The organism is Sporomusa aerivorans (genome assembly GCF_041428895.1).
Classification (GTDB): Bacteria; Bacillota; Negativicutes; order Sporomusales; family Sporomusaceae; genus Sporomusa; species Sporomusa aerivorans.
On record NZ_CP156926.1, the window covers coordinates 2,362,240 to 2,381,368 of the forward strand.

General features: G+C 47.2%; 21 protein-coding genes. 19 read left to right on the plus strand and 2 right to left on the minus strand.

The features are described 5' to 3' along the window. The first annotated feature begins 19 nt into the window (after positions 1-19). The 11 genes from SATMO3_RS10875 to SATMO3_RS10925 all read left to right on the plus strand — a co-directional run bounded on the left by SATMO3_RS10875 (position 20) and on the right by SATMO3_RS10925 (position 10,551). A complete protein-coding gene (locus SATMO3_RS10875) occupies positions 20-928 on the plus strand; it encodes an acyl-CoA dehydratase activase-related protein (RefSeq protein ID WP_371380796.1) in 909 nt (302 codons plus the stop codon). Further along, positions 925-2,007, plus strand: a complete 1,083-nt coding sequence (locus SATMO3_RS10880) for a hypothetical protein (RefSeq protein WP_371380798.1) — start codon at positions 925-927, stop codon at positions 2,005-2,007. The genes SATMO3_RS10875 and SATMO3_RS10880 overlap by 4 nt, the downstream gene beginning before the upstream one ends. A 174-nt stretch (positions 2,008-2,181) precedes the next feature. After that, on the plus strand, positions 2,182-2,385 hold the full coding sequence (locus tag SATMO3_RS10885) for a DUF1657 domain-containing protein (RefSeq protein ID WP_371380800.1): 204 nt from the start codon (positions 2,182-2,184) through the stop codon (positions 2,383-2,385). A 283-nt stretch (positions 2,386-2,668) separates the two neighbouring features. Continuing rightward, complete coding sequence (locus SATMO3_RS10890) at positions 2,669-3,385, plus strand: YetF domain-containing protein (RefSeq protein ID WP_371380802.1); 717 nt, start codon at positions 2,669-2,671, stop codon at positions 3,383-3,385. 399 nt (positions 3,386-3,784) lie between these two features. Further along, positions 3,785-4,861 (plus strand): ribosome small subunit-dependent GTPase A, encoded by a 1,077-nt coding sequence (gene rsgA / locus SATMO3_RS10895; protein WP_371380804.1) that lies wholly within the window; start codon positions 3,785-3,787, stop codon positions 4,859-4,861. Positions 4,862-5,198: 337 nt separating this feature from the next. After that, positions 5,199-6,602, plus strand: coding sequence for a PTS mannitol transporter subunit IICB (locus SATMO3_RS10900; protein ID WP_371380806.1), 1,404 nt, complete (start codon positions 5,199-5,201; stop codon positions 6,600-6,602). A gap of 130 nt (positions 6,603-6,732) precedes the next feature. Continuing rightward, positions 6,733-7,164, plus strand: coding sequence for a PTS sugar transporter subunit IIA (locus tag SATMO3_RS10905; protein ID WP_371380808.1), 432 nt, complete (start codon positions 6,733-6,735; stop codon positions 7,162-7,164). 44 nt (positions 7,165-7,208) lie between these two features. Beyond that, entirely contained in the window at positions 7,209-7,967 is a 759-nt protein-coding gene (locus SATMO3_RS10910) for a DeoR/GlpR family DNA-binding transcription regulator (protein ID WP_371380810.1), read from the plus strand. A gap of 16 nt (positions 7,968-7,983) precedes the next feature. After that, positions 7,984-8,946, plus strand: a complete 963-nt coding sequence (gene pfkB / locus SATMO3_RS10915; protein ID WP_371380812.1) for a 1-phosphofructokinase — start codon at positions 7,984-7,986, stop codon at positions 8,944-8,946. Between the two features lie 28 nt (positions 8,947-8,974). Further along, positions 8,975-9,244, plus strand: coding sequence for an HPr family phosphocarrier protein (locus tag SATMO3_RS10920; RefSeq protein ID WP_371380814.1), 270 nt, complete (start codon positions 8,975-8,977; stop codon positions 9,242-9,244). Positions 9,245-9,294: 50 nt separating this feature from the next. Then, positions 9,295-10,551 carry a zinc-binding dehydrogenase gene (locus SATMO3_RS10925; protein WP_371380816.1) on the plus strand — a complete coding sequence of 419 codons (1,257 nt, stop codon included), beginning with the start codon at positions 9,295-9,297 and terminating at the stop codon, positions 10,549-10,551. 242 nt (positions 10,552-10,793) lie between these two features. On the opposite strand, the gene SATMO3_RS10930 is transcribed toward SATMO3_RS10925, so the two are convergent. Further along, positions 10,794-11,078, minus strand: a complete 285-nt coding sequence (locus SATMO3_RS10930; RefSeq protein ID WP_371380818.1) for a DUF2325 domain-containing protein — start codon at positions 11,076-11,078, stop codon at positions 10,794-10,796. 149 nt (positions 11,079-11,227) lie between these two features. Next, a complete protein-coding gene (locus SATMO3_RS10935) occupies positions 11,228-11,401 on the minus strand; it encodes a hypothetical protein (protein WP_371380820.1) in 174 nt (57 codons plus the stop codon). Positions 11,402-11,594: 193 nt separating this feature from the next. On the opposite strand from SATMO3_RS10935, the gene SATMO3_RS10940 reads away from it, so the two are divergent. The 8 genes from SATMO3_RS10940 (at position 11,595) to SATMO3_RS10975 (ending at position 19,117) form a co-directional block, all read left to right on the plus strand. After that, on the plus strand, positions 11,595-11,996 hold the full coding sequence (locus SATMO3_RS10940; RefSeq protein ID WP_371380822.1) for an acyl-CoA thioesterase: 402 nt from the start codon (positions 11,595-11,597) through the stop codon (positions 11,994-11,996). Positions 11,997-12,088: 92 nt separating this feature from the next. Continuing rightward, positions 12,089-12,919 (plus strand): glutamate racemase, encoded by an 831-nt coding sequence (murI, locus tag SATMO3_RS10945; RefSeq protein WP_371380824.1) that lies wholly within the window; start codon positions 12,089-12,091, stop codon positions 12,917-12,919. A 49-nt stretch (positions 12,920-12,968) separates the two neighbouring features. Beyond that, positions 12,969-13,511: a hypothetical protein gene (locus SATMO3_RS10950; RefSeq protein WP_371380825.1), complete on the plus strand. Its 543-nt coding sequence runs from the start codon at positions 12,969-12,971 to the stop codon at positions 13,509-13,511. A 13-nt stretch (positions 13,512-13,524) separates the two neighbouring features. Then, positions 13,525-14,196 (plus strand): coenzyme F420-0:L-glutamate ligase, encoded by a 672-nt coding sequence (locus tag SATMO3_RS10955; protein ID WP_371380826.1) that lies wholly within the window; start codon positions 13,525-13,527, stop codon positions 14,194-14,196. 65 nt (positions 14,197-14,261) lie between these two features. Next, positions 14,262-15,257: a 2-hydroxyacyl-CoA dehydratase family protein gene (locus SATMO3_RS10960; RefSeq protein ID WP_371380827.1), complete on the plus strand. Its 996-nt coding sequence runs from the start codon at positions 14,262-14,264 to the stop codon at positions 15,255-15,257. 83 nt (positions 15,258-15,340) lie between these two features. Further along, positions 15,341-16,096: an acyl-CoA dehydratase activase gene (locus tag SATMO3_RS10965; RefSeq protein WP_371380828.1), complete on the plus strand. Its 756-nt coding sequence runs from the start codon at positions 15,341-15,343 to the stop codon at positions 16,094-16,096. A 28-nt stretch (positions 16,097-16,124) separates the two neighbouring features. After that, the gene (locus SATMO3_RS10970) at positions 16,125-17,801 is read left to right on the plus strand and encodes a hydantoinase/oxoprolinase family protein (RefSeq protein WP_371380829.1); all 1,677 of its coding nucleotides are present in this window, start codon (positions 16,125-16,127) and stop codon (positions 17,799-17,801) included. Further along, positions 17,798-19,117 carry a histone deacetylase gene (locus SATMO3_RS10975; RefSeq protein WP_371380830.1) on the plus strand — a complete coding sequence of 440 codons (1,320 nt, stop codon included), beginning with the start codon at positions 17,798-17,800 and terminating at the stop codon, positions 19,115-19,117. The genes SATMO3_RS10970 and SATMO3_RS10975 overlap by 4 nt, the downstream gene beginning before the upstream one ends. The last annotated feature ends 12 nt before the right edge of the window (positions 19,118-19,129 follow it).

Here is a 19,129-nt window from a genome sequence, read left to right on the forward strand (position 1 = left end):
TACTGATAGGTGATTATGTATGATTACAGTTGGCATACCACAGGGATTACACTATCATGAGTTTGGCTCCTTCTGGCAGCGCTATTTCGATAATGCCGGAGTCAAAACACTTGTTTCCGCACCAACCGCCAAAGGCATTGTAAATATTGGCAGCTATCTATCGGTAGATGAATCCTGCCTGCCTCTAAAAATATACCTTGGCCATGTAAATTCATTATTGGGCAACTGCTCGCATTTATTTGTTCCCCGCATTTCCCATTACCATGACAATTATTTTTTTTGCGCAAAATTTGCCGGTCTTCCCGATATTGTAAGGAATACCTTTAATTTGCCGGCTGACCGGTTGATCTCCCCAAACATCGAAGGGTTTTCATTCCTGAAAAATTACAAAGAATGTTACTCCATAAGTCACCAATTGGGTATCAGCTCATTAAAAAACTGCTGGGCTTACCACCAGGCAAGAAAAGTTTCTCAACAAGATAACCAGGTGCTGCCTCCGGCCGGAGGCAGAAAGATAGCTGTCTTAGGCCACAGCTATCTTTTAAAGGATTCCTTTTTTATAACAGATATCCGAGCTCTTCTGGCGTCACGCGGAATCGAGCCTGTTTTTCCCGACAATGTTCCGGCAAGATTGTTATATCAGCTTGCCGCACAGCACCATCCCGAGATATATTGGCAGTTATCAGCCAAGTTAGCCGGGGCTGCGCATTATTTCACCCACCAGGCCAACATTCAAGGAATACTGGTAATCTCTAGTTTTGGCTGCGGGCCTGACTCTCTGATGAACGATTATCTGGAGTATCATGAACTTGGCAGGTCGAAAATACCCTATATGATATTGAATTTTGATGAGCAAACAGGAAATGCGGGATTGATTACCCGTCTGGAAGCTTTTCTGGACTTGATTGAACGGAGGGGTAAGCTTTGAAGATTATTTACCCACATATGGGTTATTTAAATATTGCCCTGAATCATATGCTGGCAGGTTTAGAAATTCCATACCTTCCTACTCCGTCCATCACGAAAAAAACAGTTGAGCTAGGTTCAAGTTATTCACCGGAAGGTATTTGTTTGCCGTATAAAATCACGATGGGTAATCTCCTGGAAGGGATACAATGTGGGGCAGACACTTTGGTAACTATTTGCGGAGAAGGCAAATGCCGACTGGGCTTTTATAACGCCGTGCAAAAAATCGGAATTACTAAATCTACAAATCAAAACATCAGCCTTCACACCATTAACTCAACGACTGGGCTTTTCACCAGCCTTTACCGGTTTTTGCGAACTGTTACCTGCGATAAGAGCCGTATCGCTATTTTGTATCATATAGCCAAGGCTGTGAAAATGCTAAAAGCCATTGATGCGATTAGTCATGCAAAAAACTACTACGGACCGCGGTGTTCTCAGCCCGAGAGAATTATTGAACTTTGTAAAGCGGGTGCGGCGGAAGTCGGAGTATGTAAATCTTTTGGCGATGTAGACTATGTGAAGGAACAGGCCATTGGCGCTATGAAAGCCCTGGCCGGTGAAGCTCAGCCTGTTAAGGTGGGGATTATTGGTGAATTTTATGTCCTGGTAGAGCCATATGTTAATTTTGAAATTGAGGATATGCTGGTTAAAATGGGTGTAGAAGTAAGGCGTTTGGTGTCTACCGGTGAGTGGGCTTACGCGCAGACCTTACTCAGGATATTCGGCTTATATAACGAAGAAACGGAATACCTGCGGCAGGCTCGCCCCTATATGAATTATCATGTTGGCGGCGATGGACTTAAATCTGCGGGAAGTGCGGTCTGGTGTGCGAAAAACGGCTATGATGGTATCATCCATGCCTATCCTTTTGGCTGTATGCCCGAGATAGTGGCCCAGTATGCCTTGAAAAACATTGCCGCAGACTATTCGATCCCTATGTTAACGCTAAGTCTTGATGAACACTCCAGCAATGTTGGGATTGTTACCCGCATTGAAGCCTTTATAGATTGTCTGCAGCGGCGAAAAAATAAAGCTTGATCTTATTTCACCGAACTGGCCGTTTACTTTATTCTCTTTTGGCAGGCTGGAGAAATTCGGCTTTCATTGCAGTGATATACCATTAGCCTGATGCCATATGCTTCCACTTATAATCTAGTACACTCTGCAAACAATAGTGAAGGGTCCAGTAAACAAGTGAATGGAGGCTGTATTATGACTGTCAAAAAGGATTTAGAAAAAGCTCTGGCCGCCGCTGAATCAGCAAAGGGTACATACTCTACATTTGCCGCATCCACTGATGACCAAAGTGCGAAAACAATGTATCAGCAAATGGCTCAAGACATGGATCGGCATGTTGTGCAGATTAATAGCCGCTTAAGCTCTACAGCAGAAAACAAGTTAAGTAATCAGGAGTAACAGGAATAGGGAGGTAGAATTACCTCCCTATTCCATTCATTTTCCATTACGGAAAAATACATCGGCTGGATTAAAAGCATTTTATAACGAAGATCAACGCAGGAGCACTTCTCCAGTCAGTCTTGATTGTTGCTCTTAAAGCGCCTTGCGTACTTCTTAGAGTAGCTAATGCTTATTTAGTCTGTTGTATCCGGGCATGGTAAAAATACCCCAAATAGACAGGATATCTTTTTGCGCTTTGCACAACCTATCATCGTACGAGTTTACAAACAGGGGGATAATTATGGAATGGCAGGAATTTTTGCGTGACACCTGGCAGACTTCGCTAGTATTCATAAGTCTGCTGCTTTTTACTCGCATCCTGGGTAAAACGCAGGTCGGACAGCTGACGTTTTACGAATATGTGAGCGGCATAACAATAGGTTCGCTGGCTGCCAACATTGCAGCAGCAGATGCCGATAAAGTATGGAATCATTATTATGACCTTATATTGTTTGTGGCACTTACTTATTCAGTATCACTTGTGACAATCAAGAGTCGCCCACTCCGGAAATTAATTGATGGTTCTCCTACAATTGTAATAGAAAACGGACGTATTATCGCAGAAAACATGCATGGCCTGCGCTACGATCTAGATGAGTTGAACGGGCATTTGCGCCAACAGGGAATCTTAGATCCGGCAGAGGTGCAATATGCTATTTTAGAAACTACGGGTGATTTAAGTGTAATAAAAAAGGCTGACTACCAGCCTTTAACTAAAAGCGACTTCAATATCCATCTGGCGGATCCTTCCTTTCCGGTAGAATTAATCATGGATGGAGTAGTTATCGAACGCAATTTGCGCAGGCAAAACCGCTCGCAGGACTGGCTGGAGAAACAACTGGCGGAGAGAAACATTTCTGATATCTCCCAAGTAACCTACGCCGGGATTGATTCTAAAGGGAAACTCTTTGTTAATCAGCAAACTAAATCAGCCTTGAGTAATAATGAGCACGATTAGGTGTGGATATTGCACAGCTCGGGCAATTTAGGCCATAGAGAAGACCTGTTATTTCAATTAATTCTTATAAATTACTATACATTATTGCTGTCTTGTAGTATACTTAATATATCTGATAATATAGTTGCCAATGATTATCATATAGATTGTTTTCCGCTTACCTGTCTTCTCCGGGTACGCGGATTTTTCTTTTTAAACTAACTTCATGCTATAATATCACTATGGATAGTTAATTACATTACCGGTTTTACTATCCGCTAATACAGCAAACCGAATTAAAAGACTGAAAGGGGAAATAGATATGTTACAAATGCCGATTGCCGTTACTCTATCTGCCGGGGAGGGAAAAGACTAAAACTGTCCCTCCAAAAACATTGAATGCAATTTTGGAGGATCAAAATGACAAATATTAATTTGGCGGACTATGGGCTCAATCCCCGCTTTAGACAAGAGGCGGAGTTATATGAAGGCATGTACCTTGCAAGGGTGTGCTCGCAACACCGTGAACTGTATAAGCTAGTAGGGGAATGCGGTGAGTTTGCCGCTGTGGTTTCAGGCAGGTTGGCCCATAATGCAAGTAACAGTACGGAGTTTCCGGCGGTTGGCGACTGGGTTATGGTCGACAGAGCGAATGATTATGCAGGCAATGCTGTAATTCTTCATGTTTTGCAGCGTAAAAGCATGTTTGCGAGGAAGTCGGCGGGCACGTCACACTCACTACAGATTGTAGCCGCCAATATTGATGTAATTTTTATCTGTATGTCGCTAAACGCGGATTTTAGCCTGCGCCGGTTAGAACGATATCTGTCCATAGCCTGGGACAGTATGGCCATACCTGTCATTGTGCTTACAAAAGCTGATTTGTGCAATGATTTGAAGGCGCGTCTTGCAGACATTGCCACTGTCAGCGGTGGGACAAATGTTGTCGTCTGTTCGGGTATGACAGAAAGTGGCTGCCAAGCTATTCTTTCCCATATTACACCAGGAAAAACAATAGCCTTTATCGGGTCTTCGGGAGTTGGCAAATCGACGCTGATTAACCGTCTGCTAGGGCAGACTGTATTAAGCACACGGGAAATCAGGGAAGACGATAAAGGCCGGCACACGACAACACACCGGCAGCTGCTGCTTCTTCCTGGCGGGGGAATCGTAATTGATACACCGGGGATGCGCGAATTGCAGCTTGATTCCGTTAATCTGGCCAAGGCTTTTGCGGATATTGAGGATTTGGCGGCCAACTGTAAATACAGGGACTGTTCCCACGCCACTGAACCGGGTTGTGCGGTCCGGAACGCAATTAATACAGGCGAATTGCCAGAGGAACGCTTGGAAAGTTATAAAAAGCTGCTTAAAGAAGCTTGCTATGCAGGTTTGAACTCCCGTCAGCTGGAACAGGAAAAAATCAAAAATATGTTTGGCGGTCTCGGAGAAATGAAGCAAGTCATGAGATATGCAAAAAATAAGAAAAAAAGATAGTGTTTATATTTTAGAACTTAAGAGACCTGGAATTGAAAAAAACAGTCAGTAAATCCGGCTACACCGGTTACTGGCTGTTCTTTTTATGAATCGACACATCTGTGCTTTCAGTCAGGCTAAATGATTACGCTAGTCATTTGATACAAATGACTGTTTTTTCTAAATTGTATTGACAATTATTAGGAATGGAATTATAATGAGCACAAATGATAACAAATGAGCAGAAAAAAGCAAAAGTAACAAGCAATATACTCGGAAATGATTATGAAAATAAGATAAAGGTAGGTGAAAGGCTATTGTTCTTATTTAATTTTTGCCAAATATGAGGAGGGAGAACATGAGAGAAAGTCTGCAAAGGTTCGGGGGATTTCTGGCTGGAATGGTAATACCCAATATTGCCGCTTTCATTTGCTGGGGTTTTATTACGGCTTTCTTTATACCCACAGGCTGGTTGCCGGATGAGTATTTTGCCAAACTTGTCGGGCCAATGATTCAGTATCTCTTACCTATCTTAATTGGCTTTTCGGGAGGACGGCTTATATATGGCCTGCGTGGCGGCGTTGTTGGCGCCATAGCCACCATGGGGGTAATTGTCGGCAGTTCAATCCCGATGTTTATGGGGGCCATGGTGATGGGGCCCTTTGGCGGCTGGGTAATTAAAAAGTGGGACGAAATGATCGAAAACAAAATTCCGACAGGCTTCGAAATGCTAATTAACAACTTTTCCGCCGGTATCCTAGGGATGTTCCTGGTCATGATAGCCTATCACCTTGTTGGACCGGTAGTCGCAGGTATTGCCACCTTTTTGGGGAATGCCGCCAAAGTCATTGCCGAGGCCAAACTGCTGCCTTTATTGGCGCTATTAATTGAACCAGGTAAAGTATTGTTTCTGAACAACGCTATCAATCACGGGGTATTCACGCCAATTGGCGTAGCAGAAGTAAAAGAGTTTGGCAAGTCCATCTTCTTCTTGCTGGAAACCAATCCGGGTCCCGGTCTTGGTCTGCTGCTGGCATACTGGGTATTTGGCAAAGGAATGGGAAAACAGTCTGCGCCAGGTGCCATTATTATTCATTTTTTTGGTGGTATTCACGAGATTTATTTTCCTTACGTACTAATGAATCCTTTATGCATTATTGGCGTTATTGCCGGCGGTATGGCCGCAGACTTAACCTTCCTGCTGTTTAACGCCGGATTGGTTGCCACTCCCTCACCGGGGAGTATTTTTACCGAGCTGGCGATGACGCCCAAAGGCGGGCTTTTCGGTGTGCTGGCAGGTATTACGGTAGGTACTGTTGTATCTTTTGTGGTATCCAGCCCGTTTGTCCGGGCGTACAGCAGCAATGTCGACGAGACCAGCGGCGAGGATTTTGCGAAAGCGCAGCAAATGGTCAAAGCTTTGAAGCCGGCCAAGATCGAAGAGCAAGCTGCCAACAGCCAAACGCTTGCAACAAAAGAAGCTGCCAGCGTGAAAAAAATTGTCTTTGCCTGTGAGGCAGGTATGGGATCATCGGTTATGGCTGTTTCCGTACTTAAGAAAAAACTAGCCCAGGCCGGAAAAAAAGATATCGAAGTGGTTCACAGTCCGGTGAACCAGATTCCCCAGGATGCTGATATTGTACTGACCGCTATGGGGCTGGTCGAAAGCGCAAAGAAAAAAGCTCATCCAGGAACTCGAGTTTATGGCGTCCAGGACTTTATTAATACTCCGGTTTATGACGAAGTGATCAGGCAATGCTGAAGCTGAACTCATGAGTTAAGAGAATTTTGTCAGGGGCAGTTGATAGCGCGCCGTGAATTTGTGTGTTCCAGTTGTTCGCGGCGCGCAAGGTTTCTTTATCACGATAGAACGATAGTAAGGAGAAAGATATATGCGTTTTAACCGTGACTTGGTATTCATTAACGGTGACTTTGGCAGTAAAGGAGAAATTGTCGAGTTCTTGGGCAATCAACTGATCAGTGCCGGTGCGGTACATCCGGATTATGTAATGGCCATGCACAAGCGCGAGCAGGATATCGGTACGTATATTACCGAAGGCGTAGCCATTCCCCACGGTACGGAAGAAAGCCGCAGCCTGGTCAAAAGAGCCGCTATTGTAGTATTGAAAATACCGCAGGGGATTGAATGGATAAATGGCCAGAAGGTTTATTTAGCCTTTGGGATTGCCGGCAATAATGAAGATCATGTGGCGTTATTAGGAAGCCTGGCAACCATTCTTATGGACGCCGGCCGGAAGGAAAAACTTATGGCTGCCCAAAGTGCCGAGGAATTATTTGCCTATCTTGAAGAGAATATTGAATAATAAACGCAGGAAGTTTGCTTGAAAAAGTGTGACTGGAGGAAATTATGTTTGCTGAAGAACGAAAAACGGAGATATTGCAGCTTGTTAAATTAGGCAGTCCTGTAACGGTAAGCAGTCTAAGCCAGCGTTTCGGCGTTTCGGAATCCACTGTGCGCCGGGATTTACAGGAACTGGAGGATAACGGGCTAATCCAAAGGACACACGGGGGAGCTATTTCGGTACAGACGGGTTTTGAAATGAGTTTTCAGGAAAAGGAAGTCTGCTTTTTAGCGGAAAAGCAGCAGATTGCTGTTTTGGCGGCTGATCTGGTATGTCCGGGTGAGACAGTGCTGCTCGATTCCGGAACAACCACATTGGAGATCGCCCGCTTGCTGCGCAATAAAAAAATTACTGTTGCTACCAACAGTATGGATATTGCTCAAGTCTTTAGCGAAGATGCCAATGTGGAAACCGTTTTGCTCGGGGGAACATTACGCAAAAATACACGCTCTTTGGTGGGATCACTTACTAATGATGCTTTGCGCCGCATGTATTTTGACAAAGTATTTTTGGCGGCTAACGGGATTGATCTTGAATTTGGTATAACCACTCCGAATCTGAGTGAGGCTGAAACCAAGCGGTATATGCTCCAGGCCGCTAAAGAGAAGATTTTGGTAGCCGATCATTCAAAATTCGGACAGCGCAGCCTGTGCAAGGTTTGCGGCTTAGAGGAAATTGAACTGTTGATAACCGATCAGGGGCTGGCGGCCGATGAAAAACAGCAGCTTGCTGCGTTGGTTACGGTCATGACACAACCCAGATAGCGGGAGGTATCCGGTTATGGACAATAATGGACAGCAGCAGATTGTGACAATTACGCTTAATCCCGCGCTTGATCAGACTGTATATATTCCGCAGTTTCAATTAGGTGAGGTAAACCGTGTTTCCGGGCAACGCATTGATCCGGGCGGCAAAGGCATCAATGTAGCCAAAGTAGTCCGGGCTCTAGGGCAGCCGGTGTCGGTTACCGGCCTCTTAGGTCAGGACAATAGCAAGCTTTTCTTTGAATATTTTAGCAAACAGGGTATTAATAACTTTTTTATCGAGATTGCCGGTGCTGCCAGGGTTAATATTAAAATTGTCGATGATCAAAATGGCAAGGTAACCGAGATTAACTTTCCCGGCCTAAATTGCACCGGTCATGATCTGGCGGCTTTGGAGAAGGTTATTCAAAAACTGGCCGGGGAACAACAGTGGTTTGTTATTGCGGGCAGTTTACCGCAGGGAGTGCCGGATGCCGTTTACGGACGATTGGTTACGTTGCTGAAAAAACAAGGGGCCAAAGTATTGCTTGATAGCAGCGGGGCGGCGCTAAGCGAAGGCATCAAGGCCAGGCCTCATGTTATAAAACCGAATCTGGAAGAGCTTGGCCAGTTGCTTGGCCGGCAGCTGACAACCGCTGTTGAGATTAAAACTGCCGTTGCCGACTTACTTGCCGGCGGTATGGAACAGGTAATAGTAACACTGGGGGCAGAGGGGGCCCTTGTTGCTGAAAAAGGTGAAATGATCCGGGTTAAGCCGCCGGCGGTTGTGGCCAACAGCACGGTTGGCGCCGGCGATGCCATGGTGGCCGGTTTTGTGGTTGGTCAAACCAGGGGACTGTCGCTAATCGATTGCGCCCGTCTGGGGACAGCGGCGGCTACGGCGTCGGTTATCCAGCCCGGTACACAGGCGGGCTCGGTCGCAGAAGTGGAAAAATTGCTGGCGCAGGTTCACGTTACCCGTGAACTAGCTGCATTTTAAATAAAATCAGTATAAGGGCGGGTGAAAGATGATTGTACGGGAATTGCTTATTTTGAATAAGCACGGTTTGCATGCTCGGCCGGCTACGCTCTGGGTTCAGGCAGCGGCCAAGTACCAGAGTAGCATACGCCTTAAAACAGCAGACCGGGAAGTTGACGGCAAAAGTTTGCTTGCCATTCTTTCGCTGGGATTATCTGCCGGCAGCACAGTGCAGTTGATGGTCGACGGTCCGGATGCCGAAGCGGCGGCTGACGCGCTAACACAGTTAGTTGCCGAGCTGGGAGAAAAGGAAAGCTAGCCGGCCATGTGGGCGGCTTTAACCCAGGTCCAATGAGGGGGGATTTTACGGTGAAAACACGCGCAGTACGGTTATATGGCAAAAGGGATTTGCGTCTGGAAACCTTCGATTTGCCGGCAATCAAAGAAGATGAGATTTTGGTTGAAGTCATTTCCGACAGTATTTGTATGTCGAGCTATAAAGCGGCTGTTCTGGGTCCGGATCATAAACGTGTCCCCAGGGACGTAGCGGAGCAGCCGGTTATTATCGGCCATGAAATGGCCGGCAATATTGTGGCTGTGGGTGCTAAGTGGCGGCATCTATTTAGGCCGGGCGAAAAATTTGCGATGCAGCCGGCCTTAAATTATAAAGGAAGCATGGATTCACCGGGGTACTCTTATCGTTATTGCGGCGGCGCGGCTACCTTTGCCATCATGCCGCAAGAGGTTATGGAACTGGGGTGTTTGCTAAAATATGAGGGCGAGGCCTACTATGACGCCTCGCTGGCCGAGCCTATGTCCTGCATTATTGGTGCCTTTCATGCCAGTTATCACACTAATATGGGATCTTATGAGCATAAAATGGGTATTGCTGAAGGCGGAAAACTGGCTATTTTAGCCGGGGCCGGCCCCATGGGGCTGGGTGCGGTGGATTATGCGCTGCACTGCGACCGCCGACCGGGCCTGATTGTGGTAACCGATGTGGAGGCAGCCAGAATTATCCGGGCAGAGACGATTTTTCCACCGGCGGAGGCAAAAAAAGAGGGTGTTGAACTTGTTTTTGTAAATACCAAAGACATTAAAGACGTGCCGGGCTGTTTGAAGGCCCTTACCGGCGGCGCGGGCTTTGACGATGTGCATGTCTATGCACCCGTAAAAGCCGTAGTGGAGCAGGCTGATCAGATTCTGGGGCGGGATGGCTGCCTGAATTTCTTTGCCGGTCCCACTGACGCTGCTTTTTCCGGCATGCTTAACTATTACAATGTTCATTACAATGCGGCTCACGTGATGGGGACTACGGGCGGGAATACCCATGATATGATCGAATCACTGCGGCTGACAGAGAAGAAGCTGATCAATCCCGCGGTGATGGTAACCCATGTTGGCGGACTTGACAGTGTTGCGGCTGCCACGTTGAATTTGCCTGATATTCCCGGCGGCAAAAAGTTAATCTACACCGGCATTAATATGGATTTAACCGCCATTGCTGAATTTGCGCTCAAAGGCAAAGATAATCCGCATTTTGCCAAACTGGCCGAGATTACGGCGCGTAACCGTGGCTTGTGGTGCGCTGAAGCAGAAAATTATCTGCTGAACAACTGGAAATAAGGGCTATAATAACGAAAACAGTACCCTGCACAAATGTGGGTACTGTTATTTGTTTGCAATGCGCCCAGGCGGACAAACTACAAACTGAATACTTACAAATAATTATTATTGACAGATTCTTGTGATTAATATAGAATTGACTTAATAGCAGTAATGCTATTTTCTCTTCTCCATTCGTTTGGCATACATTCCAGTTTGCTAACCCCTTGCAATCCATGCAAGGGGTTCTTTCTTTTTGCCGGTTAGTTAGCCATGAAAGGCTGAAGTTTTCCCTGCAGATGACTCCAGGAACGCTTGGAGAACACAACAGGCAAAGAGGCTTCTTTGGCTTTACGCTTGATTATCTCAGCAATGTTATGCGATATGTAATCGGAAAATACCAGGATTAAGTCAGTGTTTGCCGGTATTTGGATGTCTTCAGATACCCGTTTGCGTCCCTTAAAGTGTCTCATGGATTTTACGCCTGCTTTCGAGAGATTGGAGGGTATATTGCCTAGGTCATCGGCACCAACGATAAATACTGACATAAGTCTCACTCCATAATTGAAAATAATTCTCATTTAGATTATAAAGCTAATTTTTACCTAAGTCAATAGGAAATAACGATTATTTTAAAATTTTGATATTGTTTCTCAATAAATACTGTTCATAATCCGGGAAAATCTTACCGGTCGCCTTAACCGGGGAGTTGGGCAGTAGTTTCTTTGTTTGCAACCGGTATTAAATCTACAGTCGTGTCATAGGTTAGCGTTACCGTACTGGCGACATCAAAATAGGCATCCTCGTAGCTGCCGGCAGTTACCGTTTCGCCGGTTTCCCGGCCATTAATAATAACTTTGTAGGTTGTCATATCAAATACTCCTTTAGATCGTAAAATATTTCGGGCGAAGCGCTTTGCCTCGTACTACTAGTTTGCCCAATTACAGCAATCTGCCATTGACAATAATGCCCAAAAAAGAGTACAATATATTAGTAAATTCTTCTACCAGCATGCTGATAGCGTGCTTTTTTTCTTATTACTAACAGGAATAGGATAGGCGATTATGATTTCAGTTCGAGAAAAAGTAAGGTTTGTCGAGACAGATATGATGGGGGTGGTGCACCACTCTAACTATTTTCGCTGGTTCGAAATGGCCAGGGTCGAATATTTGCGGCAGATTGGCATTTTGCTTAATGATATGATGGCAGAAGACATTGTTTTCCCAATTACCGATGTAGAGTGTAAGTACCGGGCATCGGCCAGATTCGACGACTATATTCTGATAGAAGCCGAATTAGCTGAGGTATCAAAAGTCAAAATGGTTTTTACCTACCAGATATTTAGAGAACTGGATGGTGTATTGCTTGCTACCGGGCGTACCCAAAACGCATTTACAAACAAGCAAGGAAAAATAATTCGTCTGCCGGACAAGTATTTTGAAAAACTACATAAGTCTTGCCGGTGAATGAGACTGTTGGCAATTGAATTGTCAGCGGTTTCGGCTGCTGCATATAATATATGGCGCCAAGAGAGACTAACTTGATAGGAGGTGGCGTCATGGGAAATAATGCGCCAATCGGGATTTATGATTCTGGCCTGGGTGGACTTACCGTTGTCAGAGAAGTACTTAGTCTACTGCCGGGAGAAGATATTATATATTTTGGCGATACTGCCCGTACTCCGTATGGCTCGCGACCGCCGGCCGAGATTTTGCGGTTCATGCATGAAATATTGGATTTTTTTTCGTCACAAAAAGTAAAGCTGGCAATAACTGCCTGTAATACGATGACGGCTCTCGGGCTCGAACAGGCTAAAAAAGAATATCCCTTTCTGATAATCGGGGTAAATAGCGGAGCTGCAGCTGCGCTTGCTGCCAGCCGTAATAAACATATTGGGGTTGTTGCTACAGAAGCTACAATCAATAGCGGTAAGCATGTTGCTGCCATTAAGGCGCTAAATCCGGCCGCGGAAGTTTTTCCGCAACCCTGTCCGCAATATGTACCGCTGATTGAGCAGGAAAAACTTTTTGGTCCGGAAATCGAGCAGGCGTCAAGGGAGTATCTTACACCGCTCAATGCAGCCGGGGTTGATGCGTTGATTCTGGGGTGTACGCATTATCCGTTCATTAGTCCTTTAATTAGAGAGATTATGGGGTCTGAGGTGGCGCTGATTAATCCGGCCAGAGAAACGGCGGCCGAAGCGCGTACTTTGCTGGCGCATCAGGATATGCTGGCAACTCGCGCGCAAGGAAATGTGCGACTGTGTTTTTCCGCCGATCTGCCGCGGGCGGAGCGATTTACAACTTGTGCCATTGATTTCGGCCATACGCGGGCCCGGGCGCCTGAGTTTGAACTGGTTAATCTCCAAGATTATAGTGTGAAATTGTAAAAAGTAATTATAGGGTTTCTTGCCGATACCCGGAAACGGAGGCAGTAGTGTGGAATTGTTAGCAGTTTTATTAATCCTTGTGCTAGGGGCAATTGTTGGTATATGGCTGTATATTGCCAACCAGGGAGATGCCCACTTTAAGTTTCTTGTTGAGCAGCATACAGATTTTACTTTGAAAAGCATAACCCAGGATACCGCAACGTTTTCAACAACAATACCCTTTGTTAATGACGGTACTCAGGATGGAACTTTTATGGACGTGTTTCCCCGTCATTTTTTGCCCGTGGAGCAGTTTGACGCTGTCGATACCGATGTGCGGCTGACGCTGGATAGCGCTAACCGCAGTGACGGTTATTGGGAAGCTTATATTGTTCCTAAAAGTACAGGCGGATCAATTGTTTTGTCTGTTAAGTTCACGGCCAAGTCAGGCGATATTAAAGCTGCCCTGAGAGATATGGTGGATATGCCGATTGATATTATCTTTCAGGTAGTTGCCCGCAGTCCCTGGTACATACATAAAAACCGCCTGATTATGAAAGCCGATGAAATACATAAGGCACTTGCCGCTGGTGGAGAGGCTGCAGCCAGATAGGAGGAATATACATATGACAGAGCAGGCGCTATCGTTAAAACCGGTCCCTACTCGCATACTTACGGATAAAGACAACATTGTTGATGTAATTGAGCATTATGCCAAAGAGGATATTGGCCCCAATGACGTGGTATCTGTTGCCGAAAGCGTTGTGGCCATCACCCAGGGACGGTTTATACGTCCTGAAGATATGAATCCTTCTTTTTTGGCAAGGGTGCTTTGCCGGTTTGTGCCGCAGAAAGGCAGTCTGTCCAGTGTTTATGGCATGCAGGCTGCTATAGATGCCGAGGGAAGCTTCCGGGTTGCCTGGGCGATGTTTTTGGGGATGCTCGGCAAAGTAGTCGGCAGGAACGGTTTGTTTTATGAGCTGGCCGGAGAGCAGGCGGCGTTGATTGATGATGTTACCGGGACAATGCCGCCTTTTGATAAATGCCTGGTATATGGTCCGGCCGATCCAAACGGTGTGGCTGAGACGATCAAAAAAAGGCTGGGCTGTTATGGAGCCGCCGTAGCCGATGTAAATGATCTCAAACGGGCGGCTGTCTTAGGAGCCACGCAGGGACTGGACCCCAAAGAGGTGGCCAGGATTCTGATCGATAACCCGTTTGGCAATGCCAGCCAGAAAACCCCTATCGTAATTATTAAAAACTATGCTTTAGCTGCACAAAAAGCTGTTGCGCAATAAGTACTTACTAAAGACAGAGGGTAGGGATACTATCCTCTGTCTTAAATATCTTGGGAGGTGAATTTATGGCTCGCATCGGTATCACGACAACGGTACCGGTAGAAATTATTCTGGCAGCAGGCCATGTCCCTGTAGATCTTAATAATATTTTTATTACCAGTCCGGATGCCGGGCACATGGTGGAAACAGCGGAGGAAGCCGGCTATCCCCGGAATATTTGCGGCTGGATAAAGGGATTATACGCTGTAGTGGTAAATAAAGAACTTAATGCTAATTTTGGCGGTATAGACAAAGTTATTGCCGTCACCCAGGGAGACTGCAGCAATACGCATGCTCTAATGGAAACCTATGAGCTGGCCGGAATTGAAACAATTCCGTTTGCTTACCCGTTTGACCGGGACTACGATCTGTTGAAACTGCAAATGGAAAAGCTAATGAAACTTTTAGGGACCGACTGGGAAGCTGTGCAAACTACCAAACGACAGCTGGACAGGCTCCGGCTTAAGGTAGCCGAAATCGACCGGCGAACCTGGCATGATAATACTGTCAGCGGTTTTCATAATCATTTGTACCAGGTGAGCTGCAGCGATTTTAACAGTGACGTGACCGGTTTTGAACAAGATGTGGACATATTTCTGTCCCACTCCGGGAATGCCTCGGAATATTCGGATGAGCTTAGATTGGGATATATTGGTGTCCCGCCTATTTTTACTGATCTATACCCGTACTTGGAGACGATGGGAGCCAGAATTGTCTTTAACGAGGTGCAAAGGCAGTTTGCTATGCCGTTTGTCACAGATGACCTTGTAGAGCAATACAGAATGTATACGTATCCCTATGGCGTGTTTGGCCGGATTAAAGATATTCAGACTGAAATTGAACGACGCAATCTGGACGGCATCATTCATTATGTGCAGAGCTTTTGCTTCCGCCAGATTGAGGATATGATTTTGCGGGAAAAGCTGGACGTGCCCATTTTGACAATTGAAGGCGATAAGCCTGGAAAAATTGATGCCCGTACCAGACTGCGAATCGAAAGCTTTCTGGAAATGCTGCGCTGATAATAGTGGCGTAAAATCACGCCAGAGATAAAATGTCGCAATCTAAATTTTTCAATTATTTTCCGGCAAGGAGGTGGACAGTCATGCGTTGTGGTATAGATTTAGGTAGTCGCAGTGTTAAATTGGTAATAATGGATTTGGACACTAAAGAACAGAAGGCGGCCAATGTGTATGAAACGGCGCAGTTTTACCGTGAATACGGCCAGCGAACGGAAAATGGTCTGGCGGTTGATTTTGCGGTACTGGGGTTTCCGGGGGTTACTTCCCTGACGGCAACCGGCTACGGCCGTAATACTATTAATATTGTCGGGGCGACAGTAATACCTGAACTTAAAGCACATATGCTCGGGGTTATTCATCAGACCGGTTTGACTAATTTTACCCTGCTTGACCTGGGTGGGCAGGATAGCAAAGTTATAAAAGTGCGCAACGGGAAGATGGTCGATTTCCAAACAAATGATAAGTGTGCCGCCAGTACCGGTCGGTATCTTGAAAATATGGCTGCCGTACTTGGCATAAGTCTGGAAGAATTGGCCGGCTATAGCGACAATCCGGTTGAACTGAGTGCCACCTGCGCCATTTTTGGTGAGTCGGAACTGATTGGCCGGATAGTGGAAGGATATACAACGGCAGAATTGGCGGCCGGTGTTAACTATACTATATTTAAACGCATCAAGCCTATGCTGAGCGCGCTTAAAAGCGGGCAGATCGTTTTTACCGGCGGTGTGGCGTTAGGTACTTCGATCAAGGAGTTTATTACCCGGGAAATGGATGTAGAAGTCATTATACCTCAGTATCCCCAATTGAACGGGGCTATTGGCTGTGCCGTGTATAGATAGCCGGTTTGGCTGTAGGGAGGCGAAAGGTATGCTGCTGGGAATTGATGTCGGCGGGACATTTACCGATGCTGTGGTTATAAAAGACGGCCAGGTGCTGGCCACGGCCAAAACACCGACCACCCACCAGGAATTGCTGGGTGGTATTGTAGCCGCCTTTGACAAAGTGCTCATCGGCATTGATGTAAAAAAAATCAAGCGGGTGGCATTGTCAACAACTATTGTAACCAATGCGCTAGTTGAGGATAAGACTGATCCGGTGGCTTTGTTTCTAATGCCAGGGCCAGGTATTAATCTCTCTGGACTGATACCGGGGCGACCCTATTTTTTGAGCGGGTATACCGATCATCGCGGCCGGGAACAGGCTAAGCCGGTGCAGGCGGAAGTGACGGCTGCCTGCCAGGGATTAAAAGGTACTGCATCCGTTGCTGCTGTAGCCGGAAAGTTTGCGGTGCGCAACCCTCTGCAGGAGCAAACTGTGGCCGGCTGGGTAAAAGAATATATGCAACCGGCGTATATAACACTCGGCGCACAGGCGTCCGGCTCGCTCAACTATCTCCGGCGGATTAACTCCGCTTATTACAACTCGGCCGTATGGCGCATATTTAATAATTTTGCGGCGGCCATCGAAGCTTCTTTAGCCGAGCGCAAGATAGCTGCGCCTGTATATATCTTAAAAGCGGATGGCGGTACTATGCCGCTGGCGTCTGCCCGGCTTCAGCCGCTCGAAGCTATTTTTACCGGACCGGCCGCCAGTGTGCTGGGCATAATGGCGTTGGCCAACCCGGCTGAGGCAGCCGTCTCTTTGGATATTGGCGGTACTACAACGGATATTGCTTTGTGGCAGGGGAGAGTGCCGCTTTTCGCTCCGGGGGGAGCAACGGTAAACAATTATCCCACAGCAGTGCGTTCTTTTTGGCTGCGTTCGGTGGGAATCGGCGGCGACAGTTATGTGCGGCGGGAAAACGGGTTGTTGGCCGTTGGGCCGATGCGCCGCGGACCGGCCATGGCCAATGGCGGGACCGAGCCGGCGCTGACAGATGCGCTGCGGACAGCAGGACTAATTGAGTATGGTGACTTGGCGGCGGCCCGTAGAGCTATGAGCAGCGTGGCAAAAGACAATCAAACTCCGGAAGATGCTGCCTATGAGACGCTGCAGCTGGCAGTAAATACAATAGCAGAGACCATTCAGGGCATGTTGGCTGAAGAGGCGGCAAGACCTGTGTATAAAGTAGAAGATATTGTTTATGGCGAAACGTTCACTCCTGAGCTGGTTGTTGGCGTTGGCGGGGCAGCCCTGGGGCTTGCGCCGCTTGTTGCCGAACGGCTGGAGTTGCCCTGGCAGGTTCCGCCCGGACATATGGTTGCCAATGCTATCGGGGCCGCGTCGGCCAGGCCGACAACCGAGATTACGCTAAGAGCCGATACGGCACAGGGATTTTATACTGTACCGGAGCTCGGAATCAAACAGGAGCTTGCTGCAAAACGGTTCACTATAGCGGAAGCCTGGCAGGCGGCCGAAACGCATATTGCCGAGCGGGCAGCCGTCGGCGGTATGGCCGAAGCTTCAGTATACAGTGAACGTCTTTATGAAGAACAATTTAACGTAATTCGGGGTTTTAATACTATTGGCAAAATTATTACTTGTAAGCTGCAGCTAAAACCGGGTGTGCTTATGCCTGTACACATGCGGGAGGCGGGACAATGAATCAAAAGTCGCTAGGTTTGGTGTTCTTTCCGGCGTTTGACTGGGCTATAACTCCTTCGCATCCGGAACGGGAAGAGCGTCTCTTGTATACACGGGACCAAATCGTCGAAGAAGGACTTCTGGATTTGCCGGCAATCAGGGAATACAAGCCGCAGCTCGCTAAAATCCAAGATGCCGAGCGGGTTCATATTGGTATTCCTAATATTGCCTCGCTCATTACCGATGCGCACTTGGTTTCCGCCGGTGGGGCCATTACTGCGGCCGAAGCTGTTTTGCGCCAGGAGGTCAAGCATGCTTTTGCCCTGGTGCGCCCGCCTGGCCATCACGCCATGCGGGTAGTGCATGGGACGCGGGGCTTTTGCACTATCAACATTGAGGCCGTCATGGTCGAATATTTACGCCGCCACTATGGATTGAACCGGGTCGCCATTGTCGATACCGATGTGCATCACGGTGACGGTACCCAGGATATCTTTTATCATGATCCCGATACTCTGTTTATTTCCTTTCACCAGGATGGGCGTACGCTTTATCCTGGAACCGGCGCTGTTAATGAAATGGGCAGTCCGGGAGCATTTTGTTCAACTGTCAATATTCCCCTGCCGCCGGGAACGACCGATACCGGACTGCATTACGTGCTGGATAATCTGGTTTTGCCGGTACTGGAGGATTTTCAGCCAGACATTATTATCAACTCCGCCGGGCAGGATAATCATTATAGCGATCCACTGGCTAACATGGCGGTAACGGCTCAGGGCTATGCCCGACTGGCTGAGAAGCTAAAAGCCGATATCGCCGTACTGGAAGGCGGTTATTCGATTGAGGACGCATTGCCGTACGTAAATACCGGCATTATTCTTGCCATGGCCGGACTGGATTACAGCCGGGTGGTGGAACCGGATATTGCCCGCTGCCCGCGCCAGTCGGATGCGACAACCGGGTACATTGCCAACCTGGTTAAAGAGTGGCGCGATATCTGGGCGGAGAAAGAAAAACTGCGACGGGCTGCCGTGGCCAAGGCCGGGGAATTCTGGCAGCGCCGCCGGAATATCTATTATGATGACAGCGGTATTCAGGAACAGCAGACTGAAACAGTCCGGCTATGCCCCGAGTGTAATGGCTATCAGACCATTTCCACCCAGGCCCAGGGTCAGCCGCTTGGCATACAAACAGCCTTTATTGCCTCTATACCCCGCAACAGTTGCCCCATCTGCAGGCAGCAGGCGCGAGATGCCGCAAATAAAGCCAGGAAGACTGATCAACACGACTATTACTTTATTCAGGATAAGCAGCAGGACATATTGGAACAAATCTAAAAAAACTATTTA